The 19,669-nt window shown below is 70.0% G+C and carries 15 protein-coding genes; 13 read left to right on the top strand and 2 right to left on the bottom strand.

Annotated elements, in window-relative coordinates; genetic code table 11:
• Positions 1-27 precede the first annotated feature (27 nt).
• Both ftsY and AC1G9L_RS14430 read right to left on the bottom strand, forming a co-directional pair.
• Positions 28-1,395 (bottom strand): signal recognition particle-docking protein FtsY, encoded by a 1,368-nt coding sequence (ftsY, locus tag AC1G9L_RS14435; protein ID WP_481069373.1) that lies wholly within the window; start codon positions 1,393-1,395, stop codon positions 28-30.
• 355 nt (positions 1,396-1,750) lie between these two features.
• Positions 1,751-2,458 carry an AraC family transcriptional regulator gene (locus tag AC1G9L_RS14430; protein ID WP_017911046.1) on the bottom strand — a complete coding sequence of 236 codons (708 nt, stop codon included), beginning with the start codon at positions 2,456-2,458 and terminating at the stop codon, positions 1,751-1,753.
• A 172-nt stretch (positions 2,459-2,630) separates the two neighbouring features.
• Here AC1G9L_RS14430 and AC1G9L_RS14425 point away from each other — a divergent pair, with 172 nt between their 5' ends.
• The 13 genes from AC1G9L_RS14425 (at position 2,631) to AC1G9L_RS14365 (ending at position 19,490) form a co-directional block, all read left to right on the top strand.
• Positions 2,631-3,572: a 4-hydroxyproline epimerase gene (locus AC1G9L_RS14425; protein ID WP_019802475.1), complete on the top strand. Its 942-nt coding sequence runs from the start codon at positions 2,631-2,633 to the stop codon at positions 3,570-3,572.
• Complete coding sequence (locus AC1G9L_RS14420; RefSeq protein WP_295861505.1) at positions 3,569-4,669, top strand: NAD(P)/FAD-dependent oxidoreductase; 1,101 nt, start codon at positions 3,569-3,571, stop codon at positions 4,667-4,669. Before AC1G9L_RS14425 ends, AC1G9L_RS14420 begins: the two co-directional genes overlap by 4 nt.
• The gene (locus tag AC1G9L_RS14415; protein ID WP_010343411.1) at positions 4,666-4,914 is read left to right on the top strand and encodes a (2Fe-2S)-binding protein; all 249 of its coding nucleotides are present in this window, start codon (positions 4,666-4,668) and stop codon (positions 4,912-4,914) included. The genes AC1G9L_RS14420 and AC1G9L_RS14415 overlap by 4 nt, the downstream gene beginning before the upstream one ends.
• Positions 4,907-6,277, top strand: coding sequence for an FAD-dependent oxidoreductase (locus AC1G9L_RS14410; protein ID WP_481069372.1), 1,371 nt, complete (start codon positions 4,907-4,909; stop codon positions 6,275-6,277). The genes AC1G9L_RS14415 and AC1G9L_RS14410 overlap by 8 nt, the downstream gene beginning before the upstream one ends.
• The gene (locus tag AC1G9L_RS14405; protein WP_010343407.1) at positions 6,274-7,179 is read left to right on the top strand and encodes a dihydrodipicolinate synthase family protein; all 906 of its coding nucleotides are present in this window, start codon (positions 6,274-6,276) and stop codon (positions 7,177-7,179) included. The genes AC1G9L_RS14410 and AC1G9L_RS14405 overlap by 4 nt, the downstream gene beginning before the upstream one ends.
• A gap of 1 nt (position 7,180) precedes the next feature.
• Positions 7,181-8,791 carry an aldehyde dehydrogenase family protein gene (locus AC1G9L_RS14400; RefSeq protein WP_481069371.1) on the top strand — a complete coding sequence of 537 codons (1,611 nt, stop codon included), beginning with the start codon at positions 7,181-7,183 and terminating at the stop codon, positions 8,789-8,791.
• Positions 8,788-9,996, top strand: coding sequence for a M24 family metallopeptidase (locus tag AC1G9L_RS14395; RefSeq protein WP_019801093.1), 1,209 nt, complete (start codon positions 8,788-8,790; stop codon positions 9,994-9,996). The genes AC1G9L_RS14400 and AC1G9L_RS14395 overlap by 4 nt, the downstream gene beginning before the upstream one ends.
• An 82-nt stretch (positions 9,997-10,078) precedes the next feature.
• Complete coding sequence (locus AC1G9L_RS14390; protein WP_019801094.1) at positions 10,079-11,911, top strand: DUF885 family protein; 1,833 nt, start codon at positions 10,079-10,081, stop codon at positions 11,909-11,911.
• Positions 11,908-13,737 carry a DUF885 family protein gene (locus AC1G9L_RS14385; RefSeq protein WP_019801095.1) on the top strand — a complete coding sequence of 610 codons (1,830 nt, stop codon included), beginning with the start codon at positions 11,908-11,910 and terminating at the stop codon, positions 13,735-13,737. The genes AC1G9L_RS14390 and AC1G9L_RS14385 overlap by 4 nt, the downstream gene beginning before the upstream one ends.
• Before the next feature lie 514 nt (positions 13,738-14,251).
• Positions 14,252-15,823 (top strand): amino acid permease, encoded by a 1,572-nt coding sequence (locus tag AC1G9L_RS14380; RefSeq protein WP_019801466.1) that lies wholly within the window; start codon positions 14,252-14,254, stop codon positions 15,821-15,823.
• Positions 15,820-15,984, top strand: a complete 165-nt coding sequence (locus tag AC1G9L_RS14375; protein ID WP_481069370.1) for a hypothetical protein — start codon at positions 15,820-15,822, stop codon at positions 15,982-15,984. Before AC1G9L_RS14380 ends, AC1G9L_RS14375 begins: the two co-directional genes overlap by 4 nt.
• Positions 15,981-17,003, top strand: a complete 1,023-nt coding sequence (locus tag AC1G9L_RS14370) for an IS5 family transposase (RefSeq protein WP_019798968.1) — start codon at positions 15,981-15,983, stop codon at positions 17,001-17,003. The genes AC1G9L_RS14375 and AC1G9L_RS14370 overlap by 4 nt, the downstream gene beginning before the upstream one ends.
• Positions 17,004-17,177: 174 nt before the next feature.
• Positions 17,178-19,490 (top strand): S9 family peptidase, encoded by a 2,313-nt coding sequence (locus tag AC1G9L_RS14365; RefSeq protein WP_481069369.1) that lies wholly within the window; start codon positions 17,178-17,180, stop codon positions 19,488-19,490.
• Positions 19,491-19,669 lie beyond the last annotated feature (179 nt).

The following is a 19,669-nucleotide window of genomic DNA, read 5'->3' as shown; positions in this document are numbered from 1 at the left end:
TCTCCCGAGGGGAGAGGGGCTTTTGCGTCAGCCACCCAGGGCGTCGGGCAGCAATGCGTCGACGAAGGCCTCGGCGTCGAACACGCGCAGGTCTTCGGGGCGTTCGCCGATGCCGGCGAAGCGGATCGGGATGCCGAACTCGCGGGCCAGGGCGAACACCACGCCGCCCTTGGCGGTGCCGTCGAGCTTGGTCACCACCAGGCCGGTGACGCCGACCGCAGCGTGGAACTGGCGCAACTGCGACAGCGCGTTCTGGCCGGTGGTGCCATCGATGACCATCAGCACTTCGTGCGGGGCGCTGGGGTCGAGCTTGCCGAGCACGCGGCGGATCTTGCCCAACTCGTTCATCAGCCCGGTCTGGGTGTGCAGGCGGCCGGCGGTGTCGGCGATCAGCACCTCGGTGCCGCGCGCCTTGCCCGCTTGCAGCGCATCGAAGGCCACCGAGGCGGCGTCGGCGTTCTGGCCCTGCGCGATCACGGCGACGCCGTTGCGCTCGCCCCAGGCCTGCAGCTGCGCCACCGCTGCGGCGCGGAAGGTGTCGCCGGCGGCCAGCATCAGGCTGTGGCCCTCGTCCTTGAAGCGCTTGGCCAGCTTGCCGATGGTGGTGGTCTTGCCGACGCCGTTGACCCCGACGGTCAGCACCACGAACGGCTTTGCATTGCGGTCGATCTGCAGCGGCCTGGCCACCGGCTGCAGGATCGCCAGCAGGTCGGCGCGCAGCGCCTGCTGCAGCGCCCTGGCATCGGCGAACTCGCGCGCCTTCATGCGCTTGCGCAGGTTTTCGATCAGTGCGGTGGTGGCTGGGATGCCGACGTCGGCGGTGATCAGCGCGGTCTCGATCTCGTCGAGCAGGTCGTCGTCGAGCTTGGGATTGCGCGAGAACAGGCTGCCGACGCTGCGCGCGAAGCTGCTGTTGCGCAGCCGCTCGCGCCAACCGGGCTTGCCGGCCGGCGCGGCAGGCAGCGCGTCGCTGCGGACCAGGTCGGTGTCGGCTGCGGGCACGGACGCGGTGGCCGGTGCTGGAGCCGCGGGGGCGGGCGTTGGCGTCGGCACGCTCGGTGTCGGCACGGCGGCCGGGGCCGGCACATAGGCCTGCGGCGGCGGCGTGGGCGCAGCGGGCGGCAGCGGCGTCGGTTGCGGCTGCGGGATCGCGACCGGGGCAGGCGCCTGTACGGGATGTTCGGCGACCGGCGCGGACGTCGGCTGCGGTGTGGCGGCGGGTGCGGGAGCGGCGGGCGCTGCCTCAGCGGCAGGCGGCGCCGACGGCGCAGGCGCAGCGGGCTCGGCGCTTGCCGGCTTGGGGAAGGCGGCGGCCAGTTCCTCGATGCTGTAGCGCTGCGTGCGGCTCTCGCCGGCGTTGTCCTGGGGCTTGTTGCGGCGGAATAGGCTGACCATGGATGACGCGTGGACCGGAAACGAAGAATGCTACCACTTGCGACCTGAGCGGCCGGTGCAGCGGGGCGGGCCGGGATGGTGGGCGGGGGGGATGTGTGGGTCGTGAACGCGTGTACGTAAGTGCGGTTTTTATGCCTTTGATGGATCAACCGCAGCTGGGGCGTTCCCGGTGAGGCCAAGCTACCAGGGGCAAGCGCGGATGTGTCATGGTATTTCGATGCAATGGCTGCGCCGGACCCTCACCCCAACCCCTCTCCCGACGGGAGAGGGGCTATTGCATTCGTAGCGCCGCGATCTCAACGCCCGCATTCAGCAAAAAACGATTCCCCATTCCCCATTCCCCATTCCCAGCTCTTCACAGCTTGCCCTTCATCGACCGGTAGTCGCGCGGCGTCATGCCGACGGTGGCCTTGAACTGGCGGGCGAAGGCGCTCTGGTCGGCGAAGCCGCACAGTTGGCCGATGCTGGCGATGCTGTCGTCGCCGTGCAGCAGGCGCATCGCCGCTTCGATGCGCATCTTGGTCAGCAGCTGCTGCGGGGTCAGCTGGAACACGCGGCGGAAGTGTCGCTCCAGTTGCGCCACCGACAGCTCGGCCAGGTCGGCCAGGGTCTGCACGCGCAGGTTGTCGCCGTAGTGCGCCTGCATGTGTTCCATGGCGCGGCTGATGCGCTCGTAGGCGGAATGGCGGCTGTCCGGCTGGCCCAGGTCGCGGGAGATGCCGACCACGCCGATCACCTCCTCGCCCTCGCACAGCGGGCGCTTGAAGGTCAGGCACCAGCCGGGGGTGCGGTTCGGGAACAGGTGCACTTCCAGCTGGTTCTCGATCACCTCGCCGCACAGCACGCGCCGGTCCTGCATCAGGTAGCTGCCGCCCAGCGGCAGCGGGAACACGTCCGCGGCCGACTTGCCGATCAGGTCGGCGCGGTATTTCTTGCCCAGCCGCCGCACCAGGGTCAGGTTGACGTGGGTGTAGCGGCCGTCGCGGTCCTTCACGAAGAACACCACGTCCGGCAGGGCGTCGAACAGCGTCTGCAGTTCCAGTGCCGAAATCAGAGTGTCCATGGCGTTCACCTGCGGAAGTGGGCGGCGGTGCGGGCGCGCCGCCGCGCGTCCCCCGAATGCCGATGCTAGCGTAAGTCGGCGCCGGCGGGCGTCGCCGGGTTGTGCGAACTTCCGCATTGGCGACAGGCAAACGCTGCTAGCCGGCGGCGGTGCCGAATGTGAGCATGGCTCCATGCATACACTCGATGTCATCGACTCGCACAGCGCCGGCGAACCGACCCGTGTCGTCGTCTCCGGCTTCCCCGATCTGGGAACCGGTTCCCTGGCCGAGCGCCGGGAGCTGTTCCGCACGCGCTTCGACGCCTGGCGCAGCGCCATCGCCTGCGAGCCGCGCGGCTCGGACACCATGGTCGGTGCGCTGCTGCTGCCGCCGGTGGCCGCCGATGCCTGCGCGGCGGTGATCTTCTTCAACAACGTCGGCTACCTGGGCATGTGCGGGCACGGCACCATCGGCCTGGTGCGTACGCTGGCCGAGCTGGGCCGGCTGAGCGCGGGCACGCACCGCATCGAGACGCCGGTGGGCACGGTCGGCGTGGAACTGCACGCCGACGGTCGCGTCTCGGTCGACAACGTCGAGAGCTACCGCCATGCCACCGGCGTCGAAGTGCAGGTGCCCGAGTACGGACGCGTGCGCGGCGACGTGGCCTGGGGCGGCAACTGGTTCTTCATCACCGAACAGACGCCGTGCGCGCTGGAACTGCGCCACCAGCGCGCGCTGACCGCCTACACCGAGGCGGTGCGGCTGGCGCTGGAGGCGGCGGGCATCCGCGGCGCCGACGGCGGCGAGATCGACCACATCGAGATCAACGGGCCGGCGCCGGACGCCAGCGCCGATGCGCGCAACTTCGTGCTGTGCCCGGGCCTGGCCTACGACCGCTCGCCCTGCGGCACCGGCACCAGCGCCAAGCTGGCGTGCCTGGCCGCCGACGGCAAGCTGGCGCCGGGCCAGGTGTGGCGCCAGCAGGGCATCCTCGGCAGCGCGTTCGAGGGCAGCTACACGGCCGGTGCGCGCGGGGTACTGCCGCGCATCACCGGGCAGGCCTACATCACTGCGCGTGCGCAGTTGCTGATCGATCCGCAGGATCCGTTCGCCTGGGGCATCGGCGCCGCATGAGCGGTTTCGACCTGATCGTCGTCGGCGCCGGCATCGTCGGCGCAGCCTGCGCCGATGCGGCGGCGGCCGCCGGTCTGCGCGTGGCGATCGTCGAGTCGGGCAGCATCGGCGGCGGTTCCACCGCCGCGGCGATGGGGCATCTGGTGGCGATGGACGACGATCCGGCGGAACTGGCGCTGTCGGCGTACTCGCTGCGGTTGTGGGAAGAATTCGCGCCGCTGCCGGAGGCCGAGTTCAGCCGCTGCGGCACGCTGTGGGTGGCGCGCGAGGCGCGCGAACTGGAGGCGATTCCGGCCAAGATCCAGCGCCTGGCCGCGGCCGGCGTGCACGCCGAAGCGCTCGATGCGCAGCGCTTGTACCAACTGGAGCCGGCGCTGGTGCCGGGCCTGGCCGGCGGCATGCGCGTGGCCGCCGAGGCGGTGGTGTATCCGCCGCGGATGGCGCGCTACCTGGTCGAGCGCGCCTGCGCCGCCGGTGCGCAGCTGTACGCCGGGCGTCGCGCCACTGCGCTGGCCGATGCCGGCGTGCGCCTGGACGACGGCAGCGCGCTGCATGGCCCGGTGCTGGTCGCCACCGGCTGCGCGGTGCCGGAGCTGTTGCCGGAACTGCCGATGCGCGCGCGCAAGGGGCAACTGGTGATCACCGACCGCTACCCGGGTTTCGTCGCCCATCAATTGCTGGAACTGGGCTATGCCGACAGCGCGCACGGCAGCGACGGCAGCAGCGTGGCGTTCAACGTGCAGCCGCGGCCGACCGGGCAAATCCTGATCGGCTCCTCGCGCGAATTCGATGCGACCGACCGCACGGTGTCGATGCCGATGCTGCAGCGGATGCTGGAGCGCGCCTTCGCGTTCCTGCCGGGCCTGCGGCAACTGCAGGCGATCCGGGTGTGGACCGGCCTGCGTCCGGCCACGCCGGACGGGCGCCCGTACCTGGGCGCGGTGCCGGAGCGGCGCGATGTGTGGGTCGCGGCCGGCCACGAGGGCCTGGGCGTGACCACCGCGCTTGGCAGTGCGCGCCTGCTGCTGGACCAATTGCTGCAGCGGCCTGCGGCCATCGACCCGGCGCCGTACGCGCCGGCGCGGGCGCTGGCATGAGCGCGCGCATGCTGCGCCTGCAGGTCGACGGCCGCGATGTCGAAGTGCTCGACGGCAGCAGCGTGGCCGCGGCGGTGGCGCAGGTCGCCACGCATTTCCGCCGCTCGCGCAGCGGCCAGCCGCGTGCGCCGCTGTGCGGCATGGGCGTGTGCGCCGAGTGCCGGGTGCGCATCGACCGCGTCGGCCAGTTGCGCGCCTGCATCACCCCGGCGCGCGACGGCATGCAGGTGTGGACCGATGGCTGAGCCGCGCACCCATTACGACGTGCTGGTGATCGGCGCCGGCCCGGCCGGGCTGGCGGCGGCGCTGGCGGCGGCCGCGCATGGCCGGCGGGTCGGCCTGGTCGATCTGCAGGCGCGTGCCGGCGGGCAGATCTGGCGCCACGACGTGGCGCAGGCGCCGCCGCGCCTGGCCGCGCGCGCGCTGGCGCAGCTGGCGGCGAGCGCCGTGGCCTTTCTGCCGCAGACCCAGGTGCTGCTGGCGCAGGACCGGCAACTGCTCACCGATGGACCCGATGGCCCGCGCTGGCTGGGCTACGACGCGCTGGTGCTGGCCACCGGCGCGCGCGAATTGCTGTTGCCGTTCCCGGGCTGGACCTTGCCCGGGGTGACCGGCGCCGGCGGCGCCCAGGCGCTGGCCAAGCAGGGCTGGCCGCTGACCGGGCGGCGCGTGCTGGCCGCCGGCAGCGGGCCGCTGCTGCTGGCCTCGGCGGCGACGTTGCGCAAGCACGGCGCGCAGGTGCTGGGCATCGTCGAACAGGCGCCGTGGCGCGCGCTGGCCGCGTTCGCCGCGCAGCTGCCGCTGCGCTGGCCGGACAAGGCGCTGCAGGCGCTGGCGCTGCGCACGCAACTGGCCGGGGTCGGCTACCACGCCGGCAGCGTGGTGCTGGCCGCGCATGGCGAGGGCCGCGTGCAGGAGGTGGAGATCGACGGCCCGCGCGGCCGCCGCCGTCTCGCCTGCGATCAACTGGCGGTGGGCTACGGCCTGGTGCCGAACGTGGAACTGGCGCAACTGCTGGGCTGTCGCCTGGGCCGTAGCGGCGCGCATCCGTGCGTGGCGGTGGATGCGCAGCTGCGCACCAGCGTCGACGGCGTGTACGCCGCGGGCGAGGCGCTGGGCATCGGCGGGCGCGATTGCGCGCGGGTGGAAGGTGCCATCGCCGGTCATCTGGCCGCCGGCCAGGACGCAGCTGCGCAGGCGCTGCAACCGCAGCGGCGCCGCGCGCGCGCCTTTGCCGCACTGCTGCAGCGGCAGTTCGCGCTGGACCCGCGCATCCATGCGCTGGCCGCGCCGGATACGCTGGTGTGCCGCTGCGAGGACGTGCCGCTGTCCGCGCTGCAGGGCCATGCCGACCTGCGCGACGCCAAGCTGGCCTCGCGCTGCGGCATGGGCGCCTGCCAGGGCCGCATCTGCGGCAGCGCGCTGACCGAGCTGGGGCTGGCCGCGCGCGCCGCCGATTTCTCCGACGACGGCCGCCGGCCGCCGCTGTTCCCGGCGCGTCTGGACGCGCTGGCCCATCCCTGTCCGGATCCCGGTCCGGACGCCGCTTCCGTCGCGCCCTCGCGCGCGGCCTCCCTTCGCAACTCTCCACAAGGTGTACTTCCATGAGCAAGGCTTCCTTCTGGTACGGCGTGCTGCCGGCCATCACCACCCCGTTCAACGCCGACGGCAGCATCGACCACGCGTTCCTGGCCAAGCATGCGCAGCTCATGGTCGACGCCGGCTGCACCGCGATCGTGCCGCTGGGCTCGCTGGGCGAAGCGGCCACGCTGAGCTTCGACGACAAGCTGGCGATCCTGAAGACCCTGGTGCAGGCGGTCGACGGCCGCATCCCGGTGGTGCCGGGCATCGCCGCGCTGTCCACCGACGAGGCCGTGCGCCTGGCGCAGGCGGCCAAGCAGGTCGGCTGCGGCGGCATCATGGTGCTGCCGCCGTACGTGTATTCCACCGACTGGCGCGAAATGGGCGCGCACATGCGCGCGGTGATCGCCGCCACCGACCTGCCGGCGATCCTGTACAACAACCCGATCGCCTACAAGACCGACTTCAGCCCGGCGCAGATCGCCGAACTGGCCGCCGAATTCCCGAACCTGCAGGCGGTGAAGGAATCCTCCGGCGACGTGCGTCGCTTCGCCGCGCTGGGCGAGCTGCTCGGCGACCGCCTGGTGCTGCTGGTGGGCATGGACGATGCGATCGTCGAAGGCCTGAGCATGGGCGCCAAGGGCTGGATCGCCGGCCTGGTCAACGCGTATCCGAAGGAGTCGGTGAAGCTGTTCGAGCTGGCCCGCGACGGCGGCTACCCGGCGGCCAAGGCGCTGTACGACTGGTTCCTGCCGCTGCTGCGCCTGGACACCGTGCCCAAGTTCGTGCAGCTGATCAAGTTGGTGCAGCAGAAGGTCGGCCTGGGCAGCGAGCGCGTGCGCGCGCCGCGGCTGGTGCTGGAAGGCGCCGAGCGCGAGGCCGCGCTGAAGGTCATCGACCACGCCATCGCCACTCATCCCGGGCACTGAGATGAGCACGCAACCGCTGTTGCTGGCCGGCCATTGGCAGGCCTCGCTGGAAGAGCGCGGCAGTTTCCGCGCCGAGGATCCGCGCGACGGGAGCGAGTTCGGCCCGTCGTTCCCGGTCAGCGGCGCCGCCGATCTGGAAGCGGCGCTGAGCGCGGCGGCGCTGAGCGCCGATGCGCTGGCCGCGGCCGCGCCGGAACGTATCGCCGGGTTCCTGGATGCGTATGCGGACGCGATCGACGCCGACGTCGAGCGGCTGGTGGCGCTGGCGCATGCCGAAACCGGCCTGCCGGTGGAGCCGCGCCTGGCCAAGGTGGAGCTGCCGCGCGCCAGCGGGCAGTTGCGCCAGGCCGCGCAGGCGGTGCGCAGCCACAGCTGGGCGCAGCCGGTGATCGACACCGCGGGCGGGCTGCGCGCGCAGTTGGGGCCGCTGCACAAGCCGGTGCTGGTGTTCGGGCCGAACAATTTCCCGTTCGCGTTCAACGCGGTAGCCGGCAGCGATTTCGCCTCGGCCATCGCCGCGCGCAATCCGGTCATCGCCAAGGCGCATCCCTCGCATCCGGCCACCAGCCAGCGCCTGGCCCAGCTCGCGCACCAGGCGCTACTGGCGCATGACCTGCCGGCGGCGACGGTGCAGTTGCTCTACCACTTCGACAGCACGCTGGGCCTGGAGCTGGCCGGCGATCCGCGGCTGGGCGCGATCGGCTTCACCGGCAGCCGCGCCGGCGGGCTGGCGCTGAAGGCCGCCGCCGACCGCGCCGGCGTGCCGGCCTACGTCGAGCTGTCCAGCGTCAATCCGGTGTTCCTGCTGCCGGGCGCGCTGGCCGAACGCGGCGCCGCGCTGGCGCAGGAGTTCTTCGCCTCCTGCACCATGGGCAGCGGCCAGTTCTGCACCAACCCGGGCATCGTGGTGGTGCCCGAGGGCGAGGCCGGCGACGCCTTCGTCGCCGCGGCCACCGCGCATTTCGCCGCGGCCGCGCCGGCGCTGCTGTTCTCGCGCGGCGTGCTGGAGCATCTGCAGCGCAGCGTGGGCACGCTGCGCGATGCCGGCGCCACGGTGCTGGCCGGTGGCGAGGCCGGTGCCGGCCCCGGCCCCGGCCCCGGCCCCGGCTATCGGCATGCGCCGACCCTGCTGCAAGTGTCGGCCGAGGCGTTCCTGCAGCAGCCCGAGGCGCTGCAGACCGAGGCATTCGGCCCGGTCAGCCTGATCGTGCGCGGCGGCGGGTTGGGGCAGTTGACCGCCCTGGCGCGCAGCTTCGAGGGCAATCTCACCGGCACGCTCTATCGCGCCGCCGATGGCAGCGACGACATGGCCTTCGCCGCGCTGGCCGCGGCGTTGCGTCCGCGGGTCGGCCGCCTGATCTGCAACAAGATGCCGACCGGCGTGGCGGTGAGCCCGGCGATGAACCACGGCGGCCCGTATCCGAGCACCGGCCATCCGGGCTTCACGGCCGTCGGCATGCCCGCGGCGATCCGTCGCTTCGCCGCGCTGCACAGCTACGACGGCGTGCCCGATGCGCTGCTGCCGCCGTTGCTGCGCGACCGCAACCCTGGCGGCGTGCAGCGGCTGATCGACGGCAGTTGGAGCACCGCCGACGTGGAGCCGCGCGCATGAGCGAGCAGGCCCAGATCGGTGGGTTGACCCTGGAGCAGGCGCACGCACAAATGGCGCCGTGGCCGCACCGCGCGCCGGCGATCCAGCAGCAGGAGTACCGGCAGCGCCTGGCCAACGCGCGTGCGCTGATGCGCGCGCACGGCGCAGACGCGCTGCTGATCGGTGCCGGCGCTTCGTTGCGCTACTTCACCGGCGTGCCGTGGGGCGCCAGCGAGCGCCTGGTGGCGATGCTGCTCACCGCGGAAGGCGATCCGCTGCTGATCTGCCCGGCGTTCGAGGAAGGCTCGCTGGACGCGGTGCTGTCGGTGCCGGTGCGCAAGCGCCTGTGGCAGGAACACGAGGATCCGCACGCGCTGGTCGCCGAGGCCTTGCTGGAACTGGACGCGCAGAGCCTGGCGCTGGATCCGGGCGTGGCCTTCGCGGTGCACACCGGGCTGACGGCGGTGCTGGGCCGGATCGCGATCCGCGATGCGGCGGCGATCGTCGACGGCTGCCGCATGCGCAAGTCGCCGGCGGAGCTGGCGCTGATGCAGCAGGCCTGCGACATGACCCTGCAGGTGCAGCGTCTGGCTGCCGGGCTGATCCGCGAGGGCATCACCACCGCGGAACTGACCCGTTTCATCGACCAGGCGCACCGCGCGCTCGGCGCCGACAACGGCTCGACCTTCTGCATCGTGCAGTTCGGCCACGCCACCGCGTATCCGCACGGCATTCCCGGCGTGCAGGCGCTGCGCCCGGGCGAGCTGGTACTGATCGATACCGGCTGCACGGTGCAGGGCTACCACTCCGACATCACCCGCACCTACATCTTCGGCGAGCCCAGCGAGAAGCAGCGGCGCATCTGGCAACTGGAACACGATGCGCAGGCGGCGGCCTTCGCCGCGGTGCGGCCGGGCGTGGCCTGCGCCGTGGTGGACGAGGCCGCGCGCAAGGTGCTGCAGCGCGCCGGGCTCGGCCCGGACTACCAGTTGCCGGGGTTGCCGCATCGCACCGGCCACGGCTGCGGCATGAGCATCCATGAGGCGCCGTACCTGGTGCGCGGCAATGCGCTGGCGCTGGCCCCGGGCATGTGCTGCAGCAACGAGCCGATGATCGTGGTGCCAGGCGAGTTCGGCGTGCGCCTGGAGGATCACTTCTACGTCACCGAGGACGGCGCGCAGTGGTTCACGCCGCCGTCGCCGGCGATCGACCGGCCGTTCGCCTGATGCGCAGGGCGGCCGCCTGCCACGTTTGCGCGGCGGCCGCCGCGGTGTGTCACGGGCGCATGTCGCCCTGCGGAGTTCCACGATGAAGCACATCCGTCTGCCCGTCGCCAGCATCCTGGCGCTGGCCCTGCTGAGCGCCTGTCAGCCGTCGACACCGTCGGCGCCTTCCACGCCGGCGGCAACGGCGCCGGACAAGGCGTCCACCTCGCCATCGCACGCCTTCGCCGCGCTGCTCGATGCGCAGTGGCAGTACCAGCTCGAACACCATCCCGAGTTCGCCAGCATCATCGGCGACAGCCGCTACAACGACCGTTGGACCGACTATTCGCCGGCCGCGTTGGAAGCCGAACGCCAGGCGACCGTCGGGTTCCTGGCGCGCTTCGATGCGGTCGATGCCAAGGCGCTGTCGGCGCAGGAGCGGTTGAGCCTGCAGATGATGCAGCGGCAGTTGCGCGACCGGCTGGAGGCGATCGCGCTGAAGAGCGACGAGATGCCGCTGGAGCCGGTCGGCGGCATCCAGGTGGCGCTGCCTGGCTATGCGCAGGCGTTTCCGTTCGCCAGCGTCAAGGACTACGAGGACTACATCAAGCGCCTGCAGGCGATCCCGGCGCTGCTCGACCAGGTGGTGGCGCTGTCGCGCGCCGGCGCCAGGGACGGGTTGGTGCAGCCGAAGTACCTGCTCGAGCGCATTCCCGCGCAGGTCCGCGAGATCGCCGCGCCGGCCGGTGCCGACAGTCCGTTCGCGCTCCCGCTGCAGCAGTTCCCCGCGGCGGTGCCGGAGGCGGAGCGGCCGCGGCTGCGCGCGGCGATGATCGCGGCGATCGACCAGCAAGTGCGGCCGGCCTATCGCAAGCTGGCCGATTTCGTCGCCAACGAATATGCGCCGCAGGGCCGCACCCACGAAGGCCTGTGGTCGCTGCCCGATGGCGAGCGCCGCTACCGCTTTGCGATCCACACCCAGACCACCACCGAGCAGTCGCCCGAGCAGATCCACCAGACCGGCCTGGCCGAGGTCGCGCGCATCGAGGGCGAGATGGGCGTGATCGCCAAGCAGCTCGGCTACGCCGACCTGCCGGCGTTGCGCCAGGCGGTGGCCCATGAACGCAAGTTCTTCGCCAGTTCGTCCGAGCAGATCCTGCAGCGCTACCGCGACGACATCGCGCAGATGCAGCCGCAGTTGCCCAAGCTGTTCGGCACCTTGCCGAAGACGCCGCTGGAGGTGCGCGCGATGCCCGCGTTCCGCGCCACCGCGCCTGGTGCCGAGTACTGGCAGAGCGATGCGCAGGGCAGCAAGCCGGGGCTGGTGATGGTCAACACCAGCGATTACGCGCACCGTACCCTGGTCAACATCGAAGCCACCGCCTACCACGAGGGCGTGCCCGGTCATCACCTGCAGATCTCGCTGGCGCAGACCCTGCCGCTGCCGCCGTTCCGCCAGCAATCCAGCTACAACGCCTATGTGGAAGGCTGGGCGCTGTACGCCGAGCGGCTGGGCAAGGAGGTGGGCTTCTACCGCGATCCGTACAGCGATTACGGCCGCCTGGCCGGCGAACTGTTGCGCGCCAACCGGCTGGTGCTGGATACCGGCGTCCACTACAAGCGCTGGACGCGCCAGCAGATGATCGACTTCTTCCACGCGCATCCGTCCGACGACGAACCCAGCATCCAGGCCGAGACCGATCGCTACATCGTCTGGCCGGGCCAGGCGCTGGGCTACAAGCTCGGCGAACTGGACATCCTGGCGCTGCGCGAGAAGGCAAGGCGCGCGCTGGGTGATCGCTTCGACATTCGCGCCTTCCACGATGCGATCCTCGGCGGCGGCGCGATGCCGCTGGACCTGCTGGACGCGCGCATCGACGCCTGGATCGCCCAGGTCCAGGCCGGCGCTCCCGCCACTCCGGAGACTTCGCGATGAACGCTCATTCCCGACTGCGCACCGCGCTGGCCCTGGCCATCGCCTGCACCCTGGCCTGGCAGGGCGCCGCCCATGCCGCGCAGGCGAAGACCGCGGCGCCAGCGGCCGCCGCGCCTGCCGACGATGCCGGTGCGCGCTTCAAGGCGCTGTACCAGCGCGAATGGAAGTGGCGCCAGGAGCAATTCGCCGGCGCCGACGACGAAGACGCGCAAGGGCAGGCGGCCGATCACCTGCCCAAGGTCGACCCGGCCACCCAGGCGCTGCGCACCGCGTACTGGCAGCAGGTGCTGCGCGACCTGGACGCGATCGACCCGACACAGCTGGCGGCGCAGGACCAGGTGAACTACCAGGTCTATCGCCAGCAGTTGCAGGTGCTGCTCGACCAGCAGCGTTTCCGCGTCTGGGAAATGCCGTTCAACAGCGACTCCGCGTTCTGGAGCGACCTGGGATTCACTGCGCGCGCCACCCTGCGCAACCGCGAGGACTACCAGCGCTACCTCGGGCAGCTTGCCGACATTCCGCGCTACTTCGACGAGCAGATCGCCAACATGCGCGCCGGCCTGGCGCGCGGTTTCGCCCAGCCCAGCGTGATCCTGCAGGGCCGCGACCAGTCGATCGCCGAGGTCGCGCAGGCGGCGGGCGAGACCAATCTGTTCTACACCCCGTTCAAGCAGATGCCGGCGACGATCCCGGCGCCGTTACAGGCGCAGTTGCGCGCGCAGGCGCGCACGGCGATCGCCCAGCAGGTGGTCCCGGCCTACGCCAAGCTGCTGCGTTTCATGCGCGAGGAATACCTGCCCAAGGCACGCCCGGCGCTGGCCGCCGAATCGATGCCCGACGGCGCGGCGTACTATCGCGCGCAGATCCGCGAATACACCACGCTCGACCTCAGCCCCGAGCAGATCCACGCGGTGGGGCTGAAGGAAGTGGCGCGGCTGCGCAAGGAGATGGACCAGGCGATCGTCGACAGCGGCTTCAAGACCCCGCCCGGACAGCAGACCTTCCCGGCGTTCCTGCACTACCTGCGTACCGATCCGAAGTTCTACGCCAAGACCCCGGAGGAACTGCTCAAGGACGCGGCGTGGATCGCCAAGCGCGTGGACGGCAAGATCGGCGACTACATCGGCCGGCTGCCGCGGCAGCGCTTCGCGATCGAGCCGGTGCCGGCGGACCTGGCGCCGTTCTATACGGGCGGGCGCGGTGGCCCCGGCATCTACCTGGTCAATACCTACGACCTGCCGTCGCGGCCGCTGTACAACCTCGCTGCGCTGACCCTGCACGAGTCCTCGCCTGGCCATGCGCTGCAGATGCCGTTGGCGGCCGAGCAGGACAACCTGCCGGATTTCCGTCGCTACACCTTCATTTCCGCCTATGGCGAGGGCTGGGCGGTGTACTCGGAGTACCTGGGGCAGGAGATGGGGATGTACGACACCCCGTACGACCGCTTCGGCTACCTGACCTACCAGATGTGGCGCGCGTGCCGGCTGGTGATCGATACCGGCATCCATCACGACGGCTGGACGCGGGAACAGGCGCAGGCGTTCCTGCGCGACAACACCGCGCTCAGCGAGCACGAGGTGACCACCGAGGTCGACCGCTACATCGCCTGGCCCGGACAGGCGCTGTCGTACTACCTGGGCGAGCTGAAGATCCTGGAGCTGCGGCGCAAGGCGGAGCAGGCGCTGGGCGAGAAGTTCGACATCCGCGCGTTCCATGACGCGGTGCTGGAAACCGGTTCGGTGCCGCTGCCGGTGCTGGAGCAGCGCATCGACCGGTTCATTGCCGAGGGTGGGAAATCGCCTTGGTCGAAGGAGGCGGCGAAGTAATAGCCCCTCTCCCACCGGGAGAGGGGTTGGGGTGAGGGTCGGGGCGCGAAGCGCGTGCGGTGTTTCAGCTGCATGAGGCTTCGCCCGGACCCTCATCCGCCCCTGCGGGGCACCTTCTCCCGGAGGGAGAAGGGAAAAGCCGAGCCCCTCTCCCACCGGGAGAGGGGTTGGGGTGAGGGTAGGACGCGAAGCGCATGCGGTGTTTCAACTGCACGAGGCTTCGCTCGGACCCTCATCCGCCCCTTCGGGGCACCTTCTCCCGGGGGGAGAAGGGACATAAAAGCCCCTCTCCCTCCGGGAGAGGGGTTGGGGTGAGGGTCGGGGCGCGAAGCGCGTGCGGTGTTTCAGCTGCATGAGGCTTCGCCCGTACCCTCATCCGCCCCTTCGGGGCACCTTCTCCCGGGGGGAGAAGGGACATAAAAGCCCCTCTCCCTCCGGGAGAGGGGTTGGGGTGAGGGTAGGGAACGCCGCAGATCATCGAATCACCAGTGACACCAATCCAGCGGGAGACGCCATGGCCGCACAAGGCAAGTTCCACAAGCGTTTGAGCCTCACCGATCTGACCTTCATCGGCTTGGGCTCGATCTTCGGTTCCGGTTGGCTGTTCTCGGCCAGCCACGTCTCGGCGATCGCCGGGCCGGCCGGTATCGTCTCGTGGATCGCCGGCGGCGTGGCGGTGCTGCTGCTGGGGCTGGTGTACTGCGAACTCGGCGCGGCGTTGCCGCGTGCCGGCGGCGTGGTGCGCTACCCCGAGTATTCGCACGGTGTGCTGCTCGGCTGGCTGATGGGTTTCATCACCCTGATCGCCTTCTCCAGCCTGATCGCGATCGAAGTGGAAGCGGCACGGCAATACGCCGCGGCGTGGTTCCCCTGGCTCAACCAGGCCGGCAGCACCCATCCCAGCGTCGCCGGCTGGCTGCTGCAACTGGCGCTGCTGGTCGCGTTCTTCCTGCTCAACTACTACAGCGTCAAGACCTTCGCTACCGCCAACAACATCGTCAGCGTGTTCAAGTTCCTGGTGCCGGTGCTGGTGATCGTGCTGCTGATGGCGCATTTCGATGCGCGCAATCTGCACGTGCAGGGCTTCGCGCCGTTCGGTGCGGCCGGGGTGGAGGCGGCGATCTCCGCGGGCGGCATCATCTTCGCCTACCTCGGGCTCACGCCGATCGTGTCGGTGGCCAGCGAGGTGCGCGATCCGCAGCGCAATATCCCGATCGCGCTGATCCTGTCGGTGGCGCTGTCCACGGTGATCTACGTGCTGCTGCAGCTCGCCTTCCTCGGCGGCGTGCCCGCGCAACATCTGGCCAACGGCTGGGGCGGCATCGACAAGGCGTTCTCGCTGCCGTACCACGACATCGCATTGGCGCTGGGCATGGGCTGGCTGGCGGCATTGGTGATCTGCGACGCGATGATCTCGCCCAGCGGCACCGGCAACATCTACATGAACGCCACGCCGCGGGTGGTCTACGGCTGGGCGCGTAGCGGCGGCTTTATGCCGGTGCTGACCAAGGTGGACGCCGCCTCCGGCATCCCGCGTCCGGCGCTGTGGCTGAGCCTGGGCCTGTCGGTGTTCTGGACCCTGCCGTTCCCCTCGTGGGAGGCGCTGATCAACGTGGTGTCGGCGGCGCTGGTGCTGAGCTATGCGGTGGCGCCGGTGACCGTGGCGGCGTTGCGGCGCAGCGCGCCGGAACTGCCGCGGCCGTTCCGGCTGCGCGGCATGGTGCTGCTCGGGCCGCTGTCGTTCATCGTCGCAGGCCTGATCGTGTATTGGTCGACCTGGAGCACGCTGTCGTGGCTGCTCGGCCTGCAGATCGCGATGTTCGCGCTGTATGTGCTGTACCGCCTGCCCAACGCCGCCGGCCGCGCACGGCTGTGGCGGCAGGTGCGCGGCGTGCTGTGGCTGATCGTGTTCTTCGCGCTGGTGCTGGTGGTGTCGCGTCTGGGCACCTTCGGCGGCAGCGGCTGGATCGCGCATCCCTGGGACACGCTGTGCGTGGCCGCGATCGCCTTGGGTTGTTACCACTGGGGTGCGCGCAGCGGCCTGCGTCCGGAGGAGCTGGCGTTGGAAGAGGATGACGGGGAATGACCCGTCGCGTCTGGGTGTACGAAGAAACGGCGCTTGTCTCCTTTGTTGTGATTGGTTGCGACAGACGTTATCGGGAACGCCCGTCGCGGCTTAAGGGCACCTCTAAAAACCCCACCTTTGGCATCATTGGTCTGGAGAACACGCCGAGGACGCCACGATGATCAGCCTGTTTGCCGGCCACGAACGCGAAGCCAAGCGGCAGCAGATCGGCGATCCTCTGGCTCTGCTGTCACGGCATATCGACTTTGCCGGGATTGCTCACGCCGTAGACGCGAAGCTGTCCTTGGGTACCGGCAAGCGCGGCGGCCGTCCGGCTTGGCCGACGCAGATGATGATCAAGCTGCTGCTGTTGCAGCAGTTGTACAACCTCTCCGACGATGCGCTGGAGTATCAGGTGCTGGATCGGCGCAGCTTCCAGCAATTCCTTGGACTGGAACACAGCGGCAAGGTGCCCGACGCCAAGACGATCTGGGTGTGGCGCGAACGGCTCAAGACCAAGGATCTGATGGGCGACATCAGCACGGCGATCGGTGAGCAATTGCAACGTGCTGGGTTCATTGCCCGCGGCGGTCAGATCATCGACGCCAGCATCGTCAGCGCTCCGATCCAGCGCAACACGCGCGAGGAGAACGCGCAGATCAAGCAGGGCGATGACGTCGGCCAGGACTGGAGTGATGCCAAGCGTGCGCAGAAAGACGTGCAGGCACGCTGGACCAGGAAGCATGGGGTGACGTTCTACGGCTACAAGCTGCACGCCAGCACGGACCGCCGCTGGGGTTTCATCCGCCGCTACGACGTGAGCGCGGCCAACGTGCACGACAGCCGCCACTTCGAGCAGGTGCTGGACCCGGACAACACCGGCCGCACGGTATGGGCCGATAGCGGGTATGCCGATGCAGCGCGAGAAGCAGACCTGAAAAAGCGTGGTTACCGCCCCGCGATCCAACATCAAGGGCAGGCACGCAAGCCCTTGAGCGAGGCAGCAAAGCGCCGGAACCGTCGCATTGCCAAGGATCGGGTGTTCGGCGAGCACCCGTTTGCGCGCTTGGCCCAACAAGGCGGCAAGTTCGTACGCTGCATCGGCTTGGCGCGGGCAAAGGTGGTGATCGGGCTGAAGGTCGCCAGCCATAACGTGATGCGGCTGGCACGGCTACAGGAGCGGGCCATGGTGCCGGCGTGATCGGCTGAGGTGGCCGAGCGGCCACCTCAGCCTCCCAACCACCACGATCAGGCGCCGCTCTGGTGCCGTTGCGACAGATGCTGCCCCTGGCTCCAGGTCGTGGCAGGTTGTTCGAGGTGCCCTTAAGCCGCTCCTACGGAAACCAAGCACGTCATGAAATTTTTTGGAAACAGCATGAACAAGTTCGTTGTCTCCCTCGTCATGGCACTGGCCTGCTGTGCCGGCGCCGCCCACGCTGCGCCCAGCGTCGCCGATTACCAGCGCTCGCTGGGCCTGCGCGAGGCCTGGATCGGCCTGACCGAGAACGTGACCTGGCCGGCGCAGTGGCGCGACGATGGCGCGTTCTACTACCGCAAGACCGTGCCGGGCGGCTTCGCCTTCGTGGTCGAGGACGTGGCCAGCCAGCGCAAGCAGCCGGCGTTCGACCAGCAGCGGCTGGCGAGTGCGCTGAGCGCGGCGACCGGCACCGCCTATCCGGCGCTGCGCCTGCCGTTCGCGCGCTTTGCCTACGTCGCCGAGGGTGGCAAGGCGCAGGCGGCGATCGCCTTCGAGCTCGACGAACTGCCGTGGCGCTGCACCCTCACCACCTACGTCTGTGCGCACGCCGACAGCGGCCCGCAGCCGCGGCCGCGCGGTTTCGGCGTGGTGCGCGATCTCAGCGTGCCGGCCGACGCCACCCCGCGGCGCTCGCCGGACGGACGCTGGGACGCCTATGTCGACGGCAACGCGGTGATGCTGCGCGCGGTGGCCGACGGGCACACGCTGCGCCTGGCCGACGATGGCCGCAGCGACGATTTCTACGATCCGGAAACCATCGCCTGGTCGCCGGATTCGCAGCGGCTTGCGTTGTACCGGGTGAAGCCCGGCTTTCCCCGCCGCGTCACCCGGGTGGAGGCGGCGCCGCCCGACGGCGGCCAGCCGATCGTACGCACGCAGCTGTATCCCAAGCCCGGCGATGCGGTGGACATCGAGCGACCGGTGCTGTTCGACCTCGGCGCGCTGGCGCGCGGCGGCACGCCCAAGCGCCTGCCCATCGACGACGCGCTGTTCGCCAACCCGTACCAGCTCTCGCCGATCCAGTGGCGACGCGACAGCGCCAGCTTCGTGTTCGATTACGTGCAGCGCGGCTTCCAGCGCATGCGCGCGATCGCGGTGGACGCGGCCACGGGCCAGGCGCATGTGGCGGTGGGCGAGTACGCCAAGACCTTCGTGTACGCCGACCACAGCTATCACCACGATGTCGATGGCCTGGGCCAGGAGATCCTGTGGATCTCCGAGCGCGACGGCTGGCGCCACCTGTACCTGTTCGACGGCGTCAGCGGCCGAATCAAGACGCAGATCACCAAGGGCGAGTGGATCGTGCGCGACGTGCTGCGCGTGGACGATGCACAGCGGCGCATCTGGTTCACTGCCAGCGGCATGGATGCGGGCAAGGATCCGTACTACCGGCAACTGTTCGCGGTGGATTTCGACGGCGGCCACCTGACCCGGCTGACCCAGGCCGATGCCGACCACGACGTGACCATCGCCGACGACGGCCGCCATTACGTGGACGTGTACTCGCGTCCGGACATGGCGCCGGTGATGGAACTGCATGCCATCGACGGGCGCCTGCTGCAGGTGGTGGAACGCGGCGACATCCGCAAGCTGCAGGCCGCCGGCTGGCGCGCGCCACAGACCTTCGTCGCCAAGGGCCGCGACGGCAAGACCGACATCTGGGGCATGGTGGTGCGCCCGCGCGACTACGACCCGCACAAGAAGTACCCGGTGATCGAGAACATCTACGCCGGCCCGCACGACGCGTTCGTGCCCAAGACCTTCTGGCCGTTCGGCTACCACTCCGGCGGCGACAAGCAGATTGGCATGCAGGCGCAGGCCGACCTGGGCTTCATCGTGGTGATGATCGACGGCATGGGCACCGCCAACCGTTCCAAGGCCTTCCACGACGTGGCCTGGAAGAATCTCGGCGATTCCGGCTTCCCCGACCGCATCGCCTGGCACAAGGCGCTGGCCGCGCAGGATCCGTCCTACGATATCGGCCGCGTCGGCATCTACGGCGCGTCGGCCGGCGGGCAGAGCACGCTGGGCGCGTTGGAGCGTCATCCGGACTTCTACAAGGTGGGCGTGGCCTATGCGGGGTGCTACGACAACCGCATGGACAAGATCAGCTGGAACGAGCAGTGGATGGGCTGGCCGGTGGACGCCAGTTATGCACGCGCCTCCGGCGTGGACAATGCGGCCAAGCTGCGTGGCGACCTGCTGCTGATCGTCGGTGAGCAGGACAGCAACGTCGACCCGGCCTCGACCGGGCAGGTGGTGGACGCGCTGATCAAGGCCAACAAGGACTTCGATCTGCTGGTCGTGCCCGGCGGCGAACACACCGTCGGCCGCTCCACTGGCCCCATCGACTATGTGCAGCGTCGCCAGTACGACTTCTTCGTGCGGCATCTGTTGGGGGAGCCGACGCCGGCGTGGAATCGGCTGTAGGTGGGGCCGGGATTCGGGATTGGGGATTGGGGATTCGTAAAGGCGCGGTGGTTGCTGTTCCTGCGGGGTTTGGCTTTTCCCTTCTCCCCTCGGGAGAAGGTGCCCCGCAGGGGCGGATGAGGGTGCGGGATGCACTGATGGTTCGGAGGCATCGCGGCGCTCCCGGACCCTCACCCCAA

This window comes from Xanthomonas sp. NCPPB 1132 (genome assembly GCF_056629235.1).
This window is presented reverse-complemented; position numbering and strand designations above follow the sequence as displayed.